Annotated in this window: 13 protein-coding genes and 5 pseudogenes; 12 read left to right on the forward strand and 6 right to left on the reverse strand. The window is 55.3% G+C overall.

Annotated features, from left to right (window positions below; genetic code table 11):
• Positions 1-108: 108 nt before the first annotated feature.
• The 3 genes from prmC to hemA are packed head-to-tail and all read right to left on the reverse strand — an operon-like array spanning position 109 to position 3326.
• On the reverse strand, positions 109-957 hold the full coding sequence (gene prmC / locus SGP1_RS17095; protein ID WP_011411819.1) for a peptide chain release factor N(5)-glutamine methyltransferase: 849 nt from the start codon (positions 955-957) through the stop codon (positions 109-111).
• Complete coding sequence (gene prfA, locus SGP1_RS17100; protein ID WP_011411820.1) at positions 957-2039, reverse strand: peptide chain release factor 1; 1083 nt, start codon at positions 2037-2039, stop codon at positions 957-959. The genes prmC and prfA overlap by 1 nt, the downstream gene beginning before the upstream one ends.
• Before the next feature lie 24 nt (positions 2040-2063).
• Positions 2064-3326: a glutamyl-tRNA reductase gene (gene hemA, locus SGP1_RS17105; protein ID WP_011411821.1), complete on the reverse strand. Its 1263-nt coding sequence runs from the start codon at positions 3324-3326 to the stop codon at positions 2064-2066.
• A gap of 223 nt (positions 3327-3549) precedes the next feature.
• Between hemA and lolB the strand changes: the two genes are divergently transcribed.
• The 3 genes from lolB (at position 3550) to prs (ending at position 6094) form a co-directional block, all read left to right on the forward strand.
• Positions 3550-4170 (forward strand): lipoprotein insertase outer membrane protein LolB, encoded by a 621-nt coding sequence (gene lolB / locus SGP1_RS17110; protein WP_011411822.1) that lies wholly within the window; start codon positions 3550-3552, stop codon positions 4168-4170.
• A complete protein-coding gene (gene ispE / locus SGP1_RS17115; protein ID WP_011411823.1) occupies positions 4170-5027 on the forward strand; it encodes a 4-(cytidine 5'-diphospho)-2-C-methyl-D-erythritol kinase in 858 nt (285 codons plus the stop codon). Before lolB ends, ispE begins: the two co-directional genes overlap by 1 nt.
• 119 nt (positions 5028-5146) lie before the next feature.
• Complete coding sequence (gene prs / locus SGP1_RS17120) at positions 5147-6094, forward strand: ribose-phosphate diphosphokinase (protein ID WP_011411824.1); 948 nt, start codon at positions 5147-5149, stop codon at positions 6092-6094.
• A gap of 288 nt (positions 6095-6382) precedes the next feature.
• Here the strand turns inward: prs and ychH are convergent.
• Positions 6383-6653, reverse strand: a pseudogene (gene ychH, locus SGP1_RS17125) (stress-induced protein YchH).
• Positions 6654-6864: 211 nt separating this feature from the next.
• Between ychH and pth the strand changes: the two are divergent.
• The 9 genes and pseudogenes from pth to tdcD all read left to right on the forward strand — a co-directional run bounded on the left by pth (position 6865) and on the right by tdcD (position 14224).
• On the forward strand, positions 6865-7467 hold the full coding sequence (pth, locus tag SGP1_RS17130; RefSeq protein WP_041867147.1) for an aminoacyl-tRNA hydrolase: 603 nt from the start codon (positions 6865-6867) through the stop codon (positions 7465-7467).
• 114 nt (positions 7468-7581) lie between these two features.
• Positions 7582-8673 carry a redox-regulated ATPase YchF gene (gene ychF / locus SGP1_RS17135; protein WP_011411826.1) on the forward strand — a complete coding sequence of 364 codons (1092 nt, stop codon included), beginning with the start codon at positions 7582-7584 and terminating at the stop codon, positions 8671-8673.
• Between the two features lie 268 nt (positions 8674-8941).
• Complete coding sequence (locus tag SGP1_RS17140) at positions 8942-9778, forward strand: iron-containing alcohol dehydrogenase (protein WP_279379403.1); 837 nt, start codon at positions 8942-8944, stop codon at positions 9776-9778.
• 339 nt (positions 9779-10117) lie between these two features.
• A pseudogene (gene pduL / locus SGP1_RS17150) lies at positions 10118-10737 on the forward strand (phosphate propanoyltransferase).
• Positions 10730-11548, forward strand: coding sequence for an ethanolamine utilization protein EutJ (gene eutJ / locus SGP1_RS17155; RefSeq protein ID WP_011411827.1), 819 nt, complete (start codon positions 10730-10732; stop codon positions 11546-11548). Before pduL ends, eutJ begins: the two are co-directional and overlap by 8 nt.
• Positions 11549-11743: 195 nt before the next feature.
• Positions 11744-12136, forward strand: coding sequence for a hypothetical protein (locus SGP1_RS34210; protein ID WP_243466080.1), 393 nt, complete (start codon positions 11744-11746; stop codon positions 12134-12136).
• A 157-nt stretch (positions 12137-12293) separates the two neighbouring features.
• Positions 12294-12566: a EutN/CcmL family microcompartment protein gene (locus SGP1_RS17165; RefSeq protein WP_011411828.1), complete on the forward strand. Its 273-nt coding sequence runs from the start codon at positions 12294-12296 to the stop codon at positions 12564-12566.
• Between the two features lie 20 nt (positions 12567-12586).
• Positions 12587-13018: a GlcG/HbpS family heme-binding protein gene (locus SGP1_RS17170; protein WP_041867149.1), complete on the forward strand. Its 432-nt coding sequence runs from the start codon at positions 12587-12589 to the stop codon at positions 13016-13018.
• A gap of 33 nt (positions 13019-13051) precedes the next feature.
• Positions 13052-14224: pseudogene (gene tdcD, locus SGP1_RS17175) on the forward strand (propionate kinase).
• A gap of 9 nt (positions 14225-14233) precedes the next feature.
• On the opposite strand, the pseudogene SGP1_RS17180 reads toward tdcD, so the two are convergent.
• Positions 14234-15110 (reverse strand): annotated as a pseudogene (locus SGP1_RS17180) (IS110 family transposase).
• A gap of 43 nt (positions 15111-15153) precedes the next feature.
• Positions 15154-15628, reverse strand: a pseudogene (locus SGP1_RS28095) (transposase).
• Positions 15629-16617 lie beyond the last annotated feature (989 nt).

A 16617-nucleotide genomic window follows, 5' to 3' on the forward strand; every position in this document is an offset into this window, starting at 1 on the left:
TCCGGACGGGCATACCGCGGTGAAACTGCTGGCAGGTGCGACCATTCCTGGTCCTCGATCATCCCGTTGTCGCTCGTCGCGCACGCATTTCCTCCCCCTTGACGTCGGTCACGCTTGCGCGGGCGACCATTGTCCCTGGCTGACGCGCTCATTGTCGCCATAATCGCGCAGCGTGGCTATCTGACCAAAACCGGTATCCGCGAGCAGGCCGCGCACTGCTGCCCCCTGGCACCAGCCGTGCTCTAACACCAGCCAGCCGCCAGGTTCCAAATGGGCCCCCGCCCCGCGGCAGATTGCCGCCAGATCCTGGAGCCCATCCTCCCCCGCCACCAGTGCGCTACGTGGCTCGAAGCGTACGTCGCCCTGCATGAGATGGGGATCGTCCGCCTTAATATAAGGCGGATTACTCACAATAAGACGATAGCGTTGCGCCTGCAATGGTTTAAACCAGTCACCTTCGTGGAACTGCACATTTCTCAGCCCCAAGCGCGCGGCGTTAGCGCGGGCGAGCGCCACGGCGCCGGGCAGGCGATCGATGCCGGTTATCCGCCATTCGGGCCGCTCCGAAGCCAGCGCCAGCGCGATGGCGCCGCTGCCGGTACCCAAATCCAGCACCTCGGCGCGGCCGGGCGACAGCAAGTCCAGAGCGCGCTGAACCAGACATTCGGTGTCGGGGCGCGGAATCAGCGTGTCGGCCGACACGCGTAGCGGCAAAGACCAGAACTCACGCTCGCCGGTCAAATAGGCTACGGGTTCGCCCCGTTCCCGCCGCGCTAATAACGCCTCAAGCGTAGCATGCTGGGCATCCGTCAGCGGGGTCTCGCCGAAAGCCAGCAGACGGGTGCGCGCCACGCCGGTCTGCTGCGCCAGCAGAATTTCGGCATCGCTCCTGGCGCTGGGACTTTGGGACGCGCGCAGCCGGGACACGGCCTGGGACAGCCATTGCTGCCAGGTCATCAGGGCGTCTCGGACAACGCGGCGAGCTGATCAGCCTGATACTCCTGCATGATAGGTTGGATCAGCATGTCGAGCTTGCCTTCGATAACTTCATCCAGCCTGTAAAGCGTCAGGCCGATACGGTGATCGGTCACCCGCCCCTGGGGAAAATTGTAGGTGCGGATGCGATCGGACCGATCGCCGCTGCCCAGGAGATTACGGCGCGTGGAGGACTCTTCCTGCTGCCGGCGCTGGACTTCGGCGGCGCGCAGACGCGCGCCCAATACCGCCAGGGCCTTGGCTTTATTCTTGTGCTGGGAGCGTTCATCCTGGCATTCCACCACCAGCCCGGTGGGCAGATGGGTAATGCGGATAGCCGAGTCAGTGGTATTGACATGCTGACCGCCCGCGCCGGAGGAGCGGAAGGTGTCGATGCGTAGATCGCCGGCGTTGATTTCCGGCAGCTCCGCCTCCGGGATTTCCGGCATCACCGCCACGGTGCAGGCAGAGGTATGGATACGGCCCTGGGATTCGGTTTCCGGTACGCGCTGCACGCGATGACCGCCGGATTCAAATTTCAGTAGTCCGTAGGCGCCCTCATGGGACACCTTGGCGATGACCTCTTTGAAGCCGCCGTGCTCGCCGTAGCTGGCGCTGACGATTTCCACCTTCCAGCGCCGGGTCTCGGCGTAACGGCTGTACATGCGAAACAGGTCGCCTGCGAACAGCGCCGCCTCATCTCCGCCGGTGCCGGCACGCACTTCCAGAAAACAGCCGCGTTCGTCATCGGGATCCCGCGGCAACAGCAGCACCTGCAATTGCTGCTCAAGCTGCTCCAGACTGGCGCCGGACGCCAGCAGCTCCTCCTGCGCCATGTCGCGCATTTCCGGATCCTGCAGCAGGTGCTCCGCGGTGTGGATATCTTCTTGTACCTGCCACCAATGCTGAAAACAGCGGGTAACATCAGACAGCTGCGCGTACTCCTTCGACAGGGCGCGAAAACGGATCTGATCGGATATGACGCCGGGATCGCCGAGCAGAACTTCCACTTCTTCGCGGCGCTCTTGCAACGCCTCCAATTTGGCGACTATCGAGGACTTCATACGTGGTGGTTTACCTTATGTATATCAGTGCGTGTCCAGTCCGAGACCGTCGCGCAAAATTTGTAGACGCTCGGCGTCGCCTTCGCGGGCGGCCTGCTGCAGCGATTTGGTCGGCGTATGGATAAGACGGTTGGTCAGCTTGTACGCCATGTCTTTCACCACCTGTTCCGGGTCGGCGCCAAGGCGCAGTGCGGCCAGCGCGCGGGCTTCAAACTCCTCCCGCAGGCTATCGGCCTGCGTGCGGTAATCGCGAATCGCCTCCACCGCCGACTGGCTGCGCAGCCAACCCATAAAATCCATACTTTCCTGCGCAACGATGGTTTCCGCCAATACCGCGGCATGTTTACGCTGCGCCAGATTTTTTTCTATGATGGCCTGGAGATCGTCCACCGTATACAGATAGGCATCTGCCAACTTTGCCACCTCCGGTTCGATATCGCGCGGTACGGCGATATCCACCAATAACATGGGCTGATAACGGCGCTGTTTCAACGCTCGCTCCACCATTCCTTTACCGATAATCGGCAGCGTGCTGGCGGTAGAGGTGATAATAATGTCTGCCTCACCCAATTGGCTATCAATTTCCGCCAGATTGATGACATCAGCGCCAACGTCTTCCGCCAGCCGCTGCGCCCGCTCGGGGGTGCGGTTAGCGATAAGCAGGCGCTTGACTTTATGCTCGCGCAGGTGGCGCGCCACCAGCTCAATCGTTTCGCCGGCGCCCACCAGCAGCACCGTCACGTCGGCCAGGGATTCAAATATCTGCCGCGCCAGCGTGCAGGCGGCGAACGCCACCGACACCGCGTGGGAGCCGATCTCGGTTTCGGTGCGGACCCGTTTGGCAACCGAAAAGGATTTCTGAAACCATCGCTCCAGGTCCACCGACAGGCCGTGCCCCCGGCGGGATTCAGCGAAGGCTTTCTTTACCTGTCCCAAAATTTGCGGCTCGCCGAGCACCAAAGAGTCCAGGCCGCTGGCAACGCGCATCAAATGGCTGACGGCTTCGTCGCCCAGATGCCAGTAAAGACTCTGGCGCACCTCGTCCGGCTCCAGCTGGTGATAATCGCACAGCCAGCGTACCAGCGCCTCTTGCAAATCAGCCTGTTGCTCAACACTCAAATACAGCTCAGTGCGGTTACAGGTAGACAGCACGACGCCGCCCTGCACCAGCGGGTGCGCAAGCAAGCTGCCCAGCGCCTGGTCGAGGGTCTCGGGTGAGAACGCCACCCTTTCGCGCAAAGCGACCGGCGCTGTTTTGTGATTGATACCGAGTGCGAGCAATGTCATGGATTAAGGTTACAGAGTAGTACAAGCGTTAATATGGTTATCGTCTGCGCGCATTCTACTTGATGCACAGGTGCAAGAAAAGCCGCACCGCACTTTCCTCCCCTTAAGGTGTACAACTTGTAAGGGTATAAAATCAAACTATTAAAGCCATTGACGCTAACGATGCCCTCCGCTAGCGTGAAAGAAAGCCAATCATCCCGCGATATTGAAGGAAGTTGAAGTCATGCATGAGCGTAATTACGCCGTTTTCCGTTTGCTGCCGCTGGCCAGTCTGCTGCTGGCAGCCTGTAGTGTCCATACGCCTTCCGGCCCGGCCAAAAGCCAGACGTCGCCGGAATGGCGCGCCCACCAGCAGTCGCTCTCCGCACTCGGCCGTTACCAGACCCGCGGCGCCTTCGCCTATCTTTCCAGCCAGCAGAAAGTTTACGCCCTCTTCAATTGGCAGCAGACCAGCGCCGATCGCTACCGGCTGATTTTGACCAACCCGCTCGGCAGCACCGAGATGGATCTGAATGTTCAGCCTGGCGTGGCCCAGCTTGTCAACAATCAGGGCAAACGCTATGTCAGCGATGATCCCGAGGTGATGATCCAGAAGCTGGCCGGCATGTCTATCCCGCTCAACGACCTGCGCCAATGGATGCTCGGCCTGCCAGGCGATGCCACCGATTTTACCCTGGATTCCCGCGGCTATCTGCATACCCTGAATTATAGCCACAACGGGCAGCTCTGGACCGTGACCTATCAAGGCTATCACGACGATACCGTCCCGGCGCTGCCGTCGAATCTGAAGTTGCGCCAGGGCGACAATCGCATCAAATTGAAAATGGATAGCTGGAGCCTGTAATGACACGCCAGTGGCCGGCCCCGGCCAAACTTAATCTGTTTTTATATATCACCGGCCGACGCGCCGATGGCTATCATTTGCTGCAAACGCTATTCCAGTTTCTGGATTATGGCGACACGCTGACCATCACGCCCACCGCCGACGGCCGCATTCGCCTGATGAACCCGATCGCGGGCGTAGCGGAACAAGACAACCTTATCGTGCGCGCCGCAAGGCTTTTGCAGCGCCACTGTTTTGCAGCGGGTGACCCCGCGGCGCCGGGAGCAGATATTCAGTTGGAGAAAGTCCTGCCGATGGGTGGGGGTCTCGGGGGAGGATCTTCCGACGCCGCCACCGTGCTGGTAGCGCTTAATGCCCAGTGGCTCTGCGGGCTGGATGTGGCCACTCTGGCGCAGTTAGGACTGTCGCTCGGCGCCGATGTACCGGTATTTGTGCGCGGCGAGGCGGCGTTTGCCGAAGGCATCGGCGAGCGCCTCACGCCGGCTGCCCCGGCGGAAAAATGGTATCTGGTCGCCGTGCCGCCGGTCAGTATTGCCACGCCACGCATTTTCGGCGATCCTGAGCTTAATAGAGACGCACCGCAGCGCTCACTAGCCCAGCTCATGACCGCGCCTTTTCATAATGATTGTGAGCCGATCGCAAGAAAACATTTTTCCGCGGTTGAACAGCATCTTTCATGGCTGTTAGAATACGCGCCGTCACGACTGACTGGCACAGGCGCTTGTGTATTTGCCGAATTCGATACCGAGGCCGCCGCCCGTCAGGTTTTATCGCAGGCCCCGGCATGGATGCGCGGTTTTGTGGCCCGAGGCGTTAACGTTTCCCCGCTGCACCGCGCGTTGTCAGGGGCGCAATGAGCCGCCTGACGGTGGCCTGATGCATTACCCGTATGGCATTGCCCCGAATGGCGCCGCCGCCTTCCCCGGCGTCAGGCTGGCGCAATACCTTCTCTGGACGCAAGCCTGAGGTTCTTCTCGTGCCCGATATGAAGCTTTTTGCTGGAAACGCTACCCCGGAACTGGCGCAACGTATTGCCAACCGTTTATATACTAGTCTCGGCAATGCCGCCGTCGGCCGTTTCAGCGACGGTGAAGTCAGTGTGCAAATCAATGAAAACGTTCGCGGTGGCGATATTTTCATCATTCAGTCCACCTGCGCGCCCACCAATGACAACCTGATGGAACTGGTGGTCATGGTTGATGCGCTGCGCCGGGCTTCCGCCGGTCGTATCACCGCCGTTATCCCATACTTTGGCTATGCGCGTCAGGATCGCCGCGTCCGTTCCGCCCGCGTTCCGATTACCGCCAAAGTCGTGGCCGATTTTCTGTCAAGCGTCGGCGTTGACCGCGTGCTGACAGTCGACCTGCATGCTGAACAGATTCAGGGCTTCTTCGACGTGCCGGTGGACAACGTGTTCGGCAGCCCGATCCTGCTGGAAGATATGCTGCAGCAGGATTTGGAAAATCCGATCGTCGTTTCCCCCGATATCGGCGGCGTCGTGCGCGCACGTGCAATAGCCAAGCTACTTAACGATACCGACATGGCGATTATCGACAAGCGCCGCCCGCGCGCCAACGTGTCTCAGGTTATGCATATTATCGGCGACGTGGCGGGTCGCGACTGCGTGCTGGTGGATGATATGATCGATACCGGCGGTACCTTGTGCAAAGCCGCCGAAGCGCTGAAGGAACGCGGCGCCAAGCGGGTATTTGCCTACGCCACGCACCCGATTTTTTCGGGCAATGCCTATGAGAACATCAAGAATTCGGTCATAGATGAAGTGATCGTCTGCGATACTATCCCGCTGGATCCGGCCATCAAGGCGCTGCCCAACGTGCGTACGCTGACGCTGTCCGGGATGCTAGCGGAGGCGATTCGCCGCATTAGCAATGAAGAATCCATCTCGGCCATGTTTGAGCACTGATCATACAGGGGCGCCCGCGCTGGTCAGACGGCGCCCGGAAATATCACCGCGGTTTGCCCAAAAAGCACAGTCTGTTTATCTCCCACCAGGGGATTCGCATAAGCTTGTAGCCACTGTGCGATTTAGTCTTAAAGCCATTGCCGGTAAGGCTAACGGTATAACCGCAGCAGCCGGGGATCCCTCCCTGCTCTAGGCACGGCGGTGCGTACGATTTTGACCATACCCTGTCCCAGCCGCACGTCTTATGTCAGCCTTGCATTGCCCGTCTGGGCGGGATCGGGCTACGCGTTAATGGTAGCGGGCATTCTGGTTTTTTCGGCAACGCGCGTCAAAACGGCGATGCCACCAGTAGCGATCCGAAATTTCCTCGTGACCGCTCATACGCGCGCCACAACAGTGCGCCGACAAAAATGCCCATAATGCCGCCGTTGGCCATCAGTGCAAGCATAGTGATCTGGGGCAACTGGTTCAGTACCGATACGGCGATACTGGCAACCATCAGTACCATGCCTGCGCCCATGAGGTCATTGCCGACCAGCATTGCTGATTTACGTCTTATGCTACACCTCCTGAATGTTCGTTCTGACGCCCTGCCCGGCGTCAATCCTTGTACTGCTTAAAGTATAGCCAGAGTAAATTTCTCACCTTGTGGTGACGATCACAGACCTTTCAATAAATCACACAAATCGACGCAAACCGCACCGACACGGCCCTGCCGTGGATTTGAATTGTTTTGCCCGGGCAGAGTAAACTAACACGCAAACCGCCCGATGAGAGTAAGACAAGACGTGAAGATCAAATTAATTGTAGGCCTGGCCAATCCCGGCGCTGAGTACGCCGCCACCCGCCACAACGCCGGCGCCTGGTATGTTGAGTTACTGGCGGAGCGCTACCGGCAGACGCTGAAAGAAGAAAGTAAATTCTACGGCTATACCGGCCGGCTGACCCTCGGCGGCCAGGATGTCCGCCTGTTGGTGCCCACGACCTTTATGAATCTTAGCGGGAAAGCGGTGGCGGCGATGGCCACGTTTTACCGCATCGCGCCGGAGGACATTCTGGTCGCACACGATGAACTGGATCTGTTGCCCGGCAGCGCCCGGCTGAAGCTGGGGGGAGGCCATGGCGGCCATAACGGTCTGAAAGACATCATCAGCCGCCTGGGCAACAATCCCCAGTTTCACCGCCTGCGTATCGGCATCAGCCATCCGGGGGACAAAAATCAAGTCGTGGGCTTCGTGCTTGGCAAACCGCCCACAGCAGAACGCCAGCTAATAGATAGCGCCATTGACGAAGCGGTACGCTGCACGGAGATCCTCGTGACCCAGGATGCCGTGAAGGCCATGAATCGCCTGCATGCCTATCGCCCCGGTTAAACACCGGGCGTCAAGTAATGGCCGGATTCTGTGTATAATGAATGTTTAGAATGATCTCATGCCGGCAATGGCAGTTAACCGGCTGATAATATAGCTATTTAAGGTGAAATTACCATGGGTTTCAAATGCGGTATCGTCGGGTTGCCCAACGTGGGCAAATCCACTTTGTTTAATGCGCTGACCAAGGCGGGCATCGAAACAGCCAACTTCCCGTTTTGTACCATTGAGCCGAATACCGGTGTGGTGCCGATGCCCGACGCGCGCATGGATCAATTGGCGGAGATCGTCAAGCCGCAACGTACCGTGCCGACGACCATGGAGTTTGTCGATATCGCCGGACTGGTGAAAGGCGCGTCTAAAGGGGAAGGTCTGGGCAACCAGTTCCTGACCAACATCCGTGAGACCGAGGCCATCGGCCATGTCGTGCGCTGCTTTGAAAACGACAATATCATTCATGTGGCGGGGAAAGTCTGTCCGGCGGAAGATATTGATGTCATCAATACCGAGCTGGCCTTGTCCGACCTGGAGGCGTGCGAGCGCGCCATCCACCGGGTGCAAAAACGGGCTAAGGGTGGCGATAAAGATGCCAAACTGGAGCTGTCGGCGCTGGAAAAATGCATGCACCACCTGAGCAATGCCGGCATGCTACGCACGCTTGACTTGTCTGTCGAAGAGAAAAGCGCCATTCGCTATCTAAGCTTCTTGACGCTGAAACCCACGATGTACATTGCCAACGTCAACGAAGACGGTTTCGAGAATAATCCTTATCTAGATGAGGTGCGCGCCATTGCTGCGGCTGAAGGGTCGGTGGTGGTCGCGGTCTGTGCCGCGGTGGAATCCGATATCGCCGAGCTCGATGAAGAAGAGCGCGAAGAATTTATGGCGGAGCTGGGGCTTGAAGAGCCGGGCCTGAATCGCGTCATTCGCGCCGGCTATGAGCTTCTCAATTTGCAGACCTATTTTACCGCCGGGGTCAAAGAAGTGCGCGCCTGGACCATCCCGGTCGGCGCCACCGCGCCGCAGGCGGCCGGGAAAATCCACACCGACTTTGAAAAAGGATTTATCCGCGCCCAGACCATTTCCTTTGCCGATTTCATTACCTATAAAGGGGAGCAAGGCGCGAAAGAGGCCGGCAAAATGCGTTCCGAAGGAAAAGAATATGTGGTGAAAGACGGCGACGTGATGAATTTCCTGTTCAACGTCTAAATCAACTTTATTGTCTCATGAAGTTGGATGCCGTCTCATGAAAACCACTGAAATCCACGCACTGGCGTGGATTTTTTTGTCCCATTTGGCTAACGCATTAGAAACACTCACTCACCTATCCATTCACTTACTTGTTCAACCCTATGCCACACGCCCCGTCATCCCCCATGGCGAACTTACCCCCATGGGCCATTTTTGGCGGTCTGCTGCTAATGCTTACCCTATACGTTGTCGGCGCAAACAAGGCGCAACAGCATAAATCAAAGGCATGGATTTTCATGCATTTGGTTGGCCCACAGCGCGTTCATTACAACGTGTCGGTTATTCGACTCACGCCCCGAAAGTTATTACCCGCCTGGTCGCCAGCGAGGCTTTTTCTGCCCTCTTTTCCCTCACCCTGTATTTTTTTGTCAGTCACCTGACACAACAACAACATAATCCTGCCTGTGCACAACCTTTCCCCGACCATACGATAGTTCTTATTGCCATCCCCACCACCAGCGGGTCCTGCTCAGAGGTCACCTCCTATGCCATTATTTCCGATCCGCAAAATGGCCGAAAATATCCCCTGATTGCCGAGGAACTGGTTCCCGATTACGCCATCCTGGATCCGCATCTGGTGTTATCGGTTCCTCTTCAGGTCGCGGTCGATACCGGTATGGATGTACTGACACATGCGATTGAAGCTTTGGTCTCCTCCGGCGCAAATGATTTTAGCGACGCACTGGCGGAAAAAGCGATTGCGCTAACCTGGCAATACTTGCACGATATTTTCCAGGATGAGAAAGACATTCAGGCCCGCGCGCATATGCACAATGCATCCTGCATGGCCGGAATGGCGTTTAACTCTGCTGGACTGGGGCTGGTGCACGGCATGGCACACGCCATCGGCGGTATGTTGTATATACCCCATGGCAAAATTAACGCCATGTTGCTGTCCCTCGTTATTGACTGGAATGCTCGCCATGCCCCGCATGCGCTACCACGTTACCTGAAATGTGCCGCCATCATGGGTATTCAGACCGGCACACAAAAACACACCCTGAATGCACTGATAAACCGTATCAGAAAGATTAATCAACGTTTTGGCATTCCCGTTACGTGAGCTGGGTAAAGATCTCTCCGATTTCGAGTCCTTGCGCCAGTCGCTAATCAGCGCCATGTTAGCCGATGGCTGCACCGCGTCAAATCCTTGTCAGCCTACCGCCGCAGATGTGGATCTGCTACTGACACAAATTGCCGGGTAGATCTGGACAGGTTTGTCCTTTGCTCACCGGGCGGTCAAAAAAGTCCTATGTGACGGCAAAAAGCCCAACGCAGGGCAATATATTCTGGATATTGCTCCCTTCATCATTTTCAGGTCGTTGACGTTATGAATTACAACCAGTAGCAAGCCGAAAGGATTACCCAACAAATTATTTAGGAACTCGCGACCCACGACAGCCTGTTTAGTCGCCCGGAACCACCGAGACCGCAGACACTGGAAATTCCCGTCGGTATTTCCAATCGCCATGTGCATTTAAGTCGGGAAGACATGGACGCCCTATTCGGCTACGGTTCCACCCTCACCCGCATGAAAGCGGTAAAGCAGCCTGGCCAGTTTCCGCCGAAGAGACCGTGACCCTGCGCAGCCCCAAAGGTGAATTAACCAAAGTGCGCGTGCTCGGCCCGCTGCGCAGCGCCACCCAAATTGAAATTTCTGTTTCCGATGGCTTTGTTCTGGGCATGAAAGCTCCTGTCAGAATGTCAGGTGATCTGCAGGACTCACCAGGCATTGACATCATCGGTCCACGAGGACGCGTCACCAAAACGGGTGGCGCAATCATAGCCTGGCGACACATCCATATATTACCCGCCGAAGCGGAACACTACGGTCTGCGCGACGGAATGGAGATCGATGTTCGTATTGATGGCCATAGTGGCGGCATTTTGAGCCATGTTGTCGTGCGCGTAAGCGCCGATGCCGTTCTGGAAATGCATATCGACGTGGAAGAGGCCAATGGTTTTAGCCTACGCAATGGCGATTGCGTTAAGCGCGTTCTGACGGAATGCCATTATGGCTGACAGCCCTGGGACCCTGCGTTTACAGGACCTGGCAGAAAAGGTCAGAAGCGGTGACTGCCGGCCCTGCCAGGGCGCATTGAAAGTGGGTGTCGATCCGGGTACGGCAAATATCGCATTAGTCGTGCTGGATGAAGAGGACAACCCGGTAGCCGGTATCAGCCATCCTTCCCGCGCAGTAAAAGATGGCGTAGTGGTGGATTTTCTCACGGCCAGCCGGGTGATCAGCGGCCTGAAGGCGACGCTGGAGGAACGGCTAAACAGAACACTAACCCATGCGGCAACCGCTATTCCGCCTGGTATCCTCCCTGGCAATACCAAAGTGATTATCAACATGGTGGAGGCTGCCGGATTTGAGGTGACTGAGATCGTAGATGAACCAGTGGCAGCAGCCCGGGCGCTAAACATACGTGGCGGTGCGGTCGTTGATGTCGGGGGCGGCACCACCGGAATAAGCATTCTGCGTGAGGGTGACGTCATCTTCAGCGCTGACGAGCCTACCGGCGGCAACCATATGACGCTGGTACTAGCCGGGGCGCTGGGTATCTCTTTTGCCGAAGCGGAAGAGATGAAGAAAGCGCCCGAACATGAAGAACAGGTCTTCGCCATAGTTCGCCCGGTGGCGGAAAAAATGGTCCATCTGGTGGCCGGATGGCTGGCGCATTATCCGGCGGAAGTGATCTATTTGGTGGGCGGCGCAAGTAGTTTTTATCAGTTTGCAGATGTCTTTCGCCAAACCACTGGCAAGCAGGTGATTCAGGCGGCGCACCCGCTTTTGGTCACCCCCCTTTGCATTGCGATGCACAGCCACTGAGAAGGAAACGATGGACTAGCAACGACTCTCATACCTGCTCGACACCATGATTGAAGACCTTCTGAAACAACGCAGATTGCGCTTGCAGACGCCAAATAAAATGATGCACGTGATTTTAAGCGGGGAAGTCTTACGTCACTGCCGGCGACCCTGGCGTATCTAAGCACCCTGCACCATTGTAGCTATTTGCTGGACATGGTGTTTTCCCACAGCGCCAGCCAATCATCATTGCAATCCGCCTGCCTTGAAGCACTGACCCAACGTGGCATTAATGTGATGTGCGGGAATCAGGAGGAATCGCCGGTGGGTAAACCCTGTGGCGACGTCTATTTTCCGGCGCTGTCTACCAATAGCCTGAGCAAAATCACTCTGGGTATCCGCGATAACCTGGTATGTCGATGGGCATTTTATGCGCTCTGGATGAAAAAAATAGCCATCGTGACGCTCAATGCCGAATGCCAGCCCGACCAAAACAGTGCACTACCGCAGGCATTGCGGGCACGCCTTGCGCATTATGCCGGCACGCTTGTGAAATATGGCTTCACCGTGATAGGCCAGCACACATCTGTCCAGAGCAAACACCGTTAGCCAATGTCCATAAGCAGCTGGTCACCCTTTGCGACATACGCCAGTATCAGAAAGGGCAGACACTCTATATCGGCAATCGCACGCTAATAACCCCCGCAGACCGTGATAAAATCCGGGACCGCGGCCTCGTCATTGTTCAATGTCACCAGGAGGACACATGTATCTGGCAAAGGTAACCGGTGCATTAGTTTCAACCACTAAACACGCTTCGCTTAATGGCGCAAAATTGCTCATTGTCGCTCGCCTGGATGAACACTATCGCCCCACGGGCACCGCGCAGGTTGCCGTGGACTTTGTCGGTGCAGGTAATGGGGAAACGGTGATCGTGACGACAGGCAGTTCCGCACGCATGAGTACCAGTAAAGAACATTCCGTCATTGATGCTGCTGTTGTCGGCATTGTCGATTCACTCGATTTTAACGGTCAGTAGTGTCCACGCGAGGAAACCCCATGCTCCCTGAACACAATGCTGAACTGGAACACCGTATTACTCTGGCCATTGATGCCGCAGATGAAGCTAACGTACCCATCGTTTTCAGTCTGGTGAATGCCTGCGGTCAGCAGCGTTACTTCTTTAGCATGGATAACGCCCTACTCGTCAGCCACACGCTAGCGGGACAAAAAGCCTGGACGGCGGTGGCACTGAAAATGCCGACGCACAAACTGGCAACGCAAGTGCAGCCTGGTGCCAGACTTTATGGCCTACAAAACGAACCAGGGATTTGCTGCTTTGGCGGCGGATTGCCCTGTTGGTCAGGTGGCGTACTGCTCGGCGCTATCGGCATCAGCGGCGGTACGGCGGAAGAAGATATTGCTATTGCCAGTAAGGCGCCAACTCGTTTCATCTATGAGCAATTTCCTCTCATCCCTTTCAACGAATAGTTGTCAAAATAAAAAAGACAGACAGAGGTCATTATGTCGTTAGCGTCACTGGTTTTGGTCATTAACTGTGGTTCATCTTCTTTGAAATTTTCAGCGATCCCGCTCAATGACGACGCCCCTGTGCTCTCCGGTCTGGCGGAAAAACTGGGGCAGGCAGAGAGGCCTGTATTACCTTCAAAGATGCGGCGGGTAATAAAGCAACGGAGCGACTGACTGACGCCAGCCACAGCTGCGCGCTGAAAACGCTGTTCACAAAACTTGAACATCTGGCGTTACTTTCGCGCGTCTGCGCGATTGGCCACCGCGTGGGCCCATGGCGGCAGCGATTTCAAACACTCCGTGCTGCTCACCGATGACGTCATTACCCGCATTCGTGAACTCTCCGTTCTGGCCCCGTTGCATAACCCGGCGAACTTGACGGGTATCGACGCGGCAATGTCGTTATTACCGCATCTGCCGCAGGTTGCCGTGTTTGATACGGCCTTCCACCAGACCCTACCACCGGCAGCCTATACCTACGCCATTCCTCTTGCCTATCAACAGCTTCATCAGGTCAGGCGATACGGTTTCCATGGCACGTCACACAGGTTTATCGCCGCAGAAGCCGTTGCCCGATTGAACCTTGATCCCTCCGATCATGGCATTGTTATTGCCCATCTTGGCAATGGGTCGTCGGTATGCGCCGTAAAAAACGGCAAAAGCGTGGATACCTCAATGGGCATGACGCCGCTGGAAGGACTGGTGATGGGAACGCGCTGTGGCGATCTGGATTTTGGTGCCGCTGCCTATATTGCCCGCTGCACCGGTCAGACCATCGAGTCGCTGTACAAAATGGTGAACAACGACTCAGGCTTACTGGGCTTATCCGGGCTTTCTAGCGATTGCCGCACATTGCAGGAAGCACGCAGTAACGGCGATCCAGGCGCTACACTTTCCATTGACGTAATGGTGCACCGTCTTGCCCGTCATCTTGGTGCGCACCTCACATCGCTGCATCGCTTTGATGCCTTGATTTTTACCGGCGGTATTGGGGAAAACTCGGCACTGGTGCGTGAATTGACCACTCAGAGGTTGGCCGTATTCGGTGTACAACTCGATACGGTGAAGAATGTGCAACTGTTTGCAGGCCACGAGGGGATAATATCAGTACACGGCTCGCCCATCGTGGCGGTGATTCCGACGAATGAAGAGAAGCAACTGTCTTGAACGATAAAATTATAGAGAAACGTGATGGTACGATTCATCCCACTCTTCGTTCTTTCTGAGCATCGCGTTCAGGATAGTCAGAAGTTTACGCATACAGGCAACCAGAGCGACTTTTTTGGCTTTTCCCGCTGCAAGCAGCCGCGTATAAAATGCTTTTATCACCGGATTAAAGCGGGTTGCGACAAGTGCGGCGATATAAAGCGCTGTTCGGACTCCGCCCCTTCCGCCAAAGATGGTTCGCCGGCCCCGCATGGTACCCGAGTCCCGGTTTATGAGAGCAACGCCTACAAGCGCGCTGATGGCTCGTCTCGAGAGGCTACCCAGGTCGGAAACCTCCACCAGCAACGCTGCAACCGTCATCGTACCAACCCCTTTAATACTGCTCAGTCTGGCAGCCAGCTCTTTGATGATGATATTGATACTTTTCCTGCTCTGTGGATGAACGGGATAAAGACGGTTACGCTCAGCAATCAACATCGCTGTCAGCTGGCGTCGGCGCACTACCATCGCAGCAAGAACCTGAAGCTCCGCATCCAGCATGGCACGGATAAAGCGTTCCCGCCCTGGATGTCGATTAATGACCTCCGCCATTTGTGCAAGCACCCGTGCATCAATACGGTCCGTTTTTGCCAGATAGCCCATAGTGCGGGCAAAGTCACGAGCCTGTCTGGGATTGACCACCGCGACGTCAAAGCCTTCAGCCTGAAACAAGCAGGCCACGGCAGCTTCAAGTCCACCAGTGGCCTCTATCAGAACCAACACCACCGGATACTTTCTCAGTTCATCAGTAATAGCATCAAAACCGTCCGTCAGAGTCATTACTGACCGTAAACTGAGCAATATCACTGCTGGCAGCAATGTCCAGTGTCGCTTGGCTTTGTTGAATAAATCAGAACTTGTGTGACTACGCCCCCCTAGCAGATCGATTGTTATGCGATCCGGATGCTGTTCGGCATTCCTAACAGCGTCATTTTGTTAAGCGCTTTGACCATCGCCATTGCCTCACCTACCTGCGCATCATAGTCACGCAGACTTAGATGATCGCCCACTTGCTTTTTCCATACATCGTTACTGCCGCTTAGACGCTGATTCGCAACGGCGTAGTTACGCTCATGGTATCAGTCTGGCCAATATTGCGCCCCACCTCGTGGAGGAATATCAGTTTAAAAATGGCGTCAACAAAGCCCTGTAAAGCCCTTAACGAAAGGCCAAACACGCGTTTCATCATCAGAAACAGTGGTGATAGCCATATCTGTGTAGTGAAGCGGCCGGCCACGCCGTTCAGGCGTTGTTTTTTCCGTCCATAATTGCCGACTCATCCAGCCATATCGTCAGAGCCCCGCGCTGCTTGAGAGCTTTGTTGTAAGTGGACCAGTTGGTTATTTTAAACTTTTGCTTTGCCATGGAGTGCAGATGTTGAAATGACGGTAGTGATCTGAGCAGACGATCACCTAAAAGTTATATTTATTCAACAAAGCCATGGAGGAAGGCCTTATCGACCGGCACGAGTATATTGTTGTACATGACAGCTATCCTAATTATTACTTAAGCAGATGCGATAAATGGCTGCCCCCTAAGCAAAAACAGGATGAATAAACAAAACACTCCTGCTCGAGCAATAGAAAGTTAACTCGGGCCAGACAGCCATAAAACGTCGTACAATGCGATTAATCTTGTGAAGTGACACCTCAATATATTAAAAACCCTATTACAATATAACATTATCAATGAGCATTAAGCGCTATAGGTAAAAAAAGCCACCAGCAAGTAATAATTATAAACTCATTTAACTTTCATTGTATTTCATGCCGTATGATTACCTGTTTCAGCATAAAAAAAATCCCTAACGCACCGTGTTTTTAACGTCTCAACCCCCTGCCCTGATTAACCCTCTCCTGACGGTCGTGGCGTACGTGCTTTTACCTCGTCTTCGCCGAGGCCAAAGTGATAACTTTTAATTAATATTGAGCTATTATCGCTAGAATAGCGATTCCCTTGGTAATGTCATTGCAACACAATAACCGATAGATATTAAAAGAAAGAAAGTGAATCGTTATTTTTTCTTAAATGCACGTCTTTTTTTAACAACTGTCTGGAAATATCGTGCTCATCGAGCACCGTTTTTAATAATAACCGCAGCACATCACGCCATCCCCCACCAAAGTATCAGGCGGGCGGTAAACAGGCTACGCTTTTAGTCCGGCAGCGCTCAAAAGGGCCGTCGCGCAAGATAGATTGCCTTTACAGGACCCGATATCTCGCCTTTGCCCCCCGCTGGCCAGAAAGTTACAATGACCGTAAGCATTGCACCACATCCGGCTGATGGCTACAGGCGATATTATGGTTAATGCGTGCCAGCAAATACGGGAAAAACGGATTGGAGGTCGCCCGCA

This window comes from Sodalis glossinidius str. 'morsitans', from assembly GCF_000010085.1.
GTDB lineage: Bacteria > Pseudomonadota > Gammaproteobacteria > Enterobacterales > Enterobacteriaceae > Sodalis > Sodalis glossinidius.

What these genes read in the sequence shown, in the direction of transcription:
- ychF (WP_011411826.1), top strand. Translation starts at nt 7,582, where the DNA reads ATGGGTTTCAAATGCGGTATCGTCGGGTTGCCCAACGTGGGCAAATCC.
- SGP1_RS34210 (WP_243466080.1), top strand. Translation starts at nt 11,744, where the DNA reads ATGGTGTTTTCCCACAGCGCCAGCCAATCATCATTGCAATCCGCCTGC.
- pth (WP_041867147.1), top strand. Translation starts at nt 6,865, where the DNA reads ATGAGAGTAAGACAAGACGTGAAGATCAAATTAATTGTAGGCCTGGCC.
- SGP1_RS17170 (WP_041867149.1), top strand. Translation starts at nt 12,587, where the DNA reads ATGCTCCCTGAACACAATGCTGAACTGGAACACCGTATTACTCTGGCC.
- prfA (WP_011411820.1), bottom strand. Translation starts at nt 2,039, where the DNA reads ATGAAGTCCTCGATAGTCGCCAAATTGGAGGCGTTGCAAGAGCGCCGC.
- prmC (WP_011411819.1), bottom strand. Translation starts at nt 957, where the DNA reads ATGACCTGGCAGCAATGGCTGTCCCAGGCCGTGTCCCGGCTGCGCGCG.
- SGP1_RS17165 (WP_011411828.1), top strand. Translation starts at nt 12,294, where the DNA reads ATGTATCTGGCAAAGGTAACCGGTGCATTAGTTTCAACCACTAAACAC.
- eutJ (WP_011411827.1), top strand. Translation starts at nt 10,730, where the DNA reads ATGGCTGACAGCCCTGGGACCCTGCGTTTACAGGACCTGGCAGAAAAG.
- ispE (WP_011411823.1), top strand. Translation starts at nt 4,170, where the DNA reads ATGACACGCCAGTGGCCGGCCCCGGCCAAACTTAATCTGTTTTTATAT.
- SGP1_RS17140 (WP_279379403.1), top strand. Translation starts at nt 8,942, where the DNA reads ATGGATTTTCATGCATTTGGTTGGCCCACAGCGCGTTCATTACAACGT.
- hemA (WP_011411821.1), bottom strand. Translation starts at nt 3,326, where the DNA reads ATGACATTGCTCGCACTCGGTATCAATCACAAAACAGCGCCGGTCGCT.
- lolB (WP_011411822.1), top strand. Translation starts at nt 3,550, where the DNA reads ATGCATGAGCGTAATTACGCCGTTTTCCGTTTGCTGCCGCTGGCCAGT.